The organism is Opacimonas viscosa, assembly GCF_024199005.1.
GTDB lineage: Bacteria > Pseudomonadota > Gammaproteobacteria > Enterobacterales > Alteromonadaceae > Opacimonas > Opacimonas viscosa.
Genome location: NZ_JANATA010000081.1, coordinates 1 through 279 on the forward strand (window position 1 = coordinate 1; position 279 = coordinate 279).

General features: G+C 54.8%; 1 pseudogene. It reads right to left on the bottom strand.

The features are described from left to right. Window positions 1-279 (bottom strand): annotated as a pseudogene (locus NLF92_RS12775) (hypothetical protein); the annotation flags it as partial.

Sequence of the window (279 nt, forward strand, 5' to 3'; positions counted from 1 at the left end):
TTGTTGAGGTGTGATCAGCGCCGCGCGATCCACCGCCGGGTCGAAAATGACAACAGGCGAACTCGCTGGCATTAATACCGTGTGGTACTGACCCGCTGTTACATGGTTCCAGTCCTGAGGACTACCGCTTACTTTGCCCGGAAACGTCACAGCTTTTCCGCTGTCATTTACCGTATAGACATATTCCAGCTTTCCGGGCTGTTGCCAGGCGTCATCCTCAGGCAACGATGCTTCAAACACGCCCTGTCCGGCCGTTGTCATCGGGATAGTCAGGTAGTC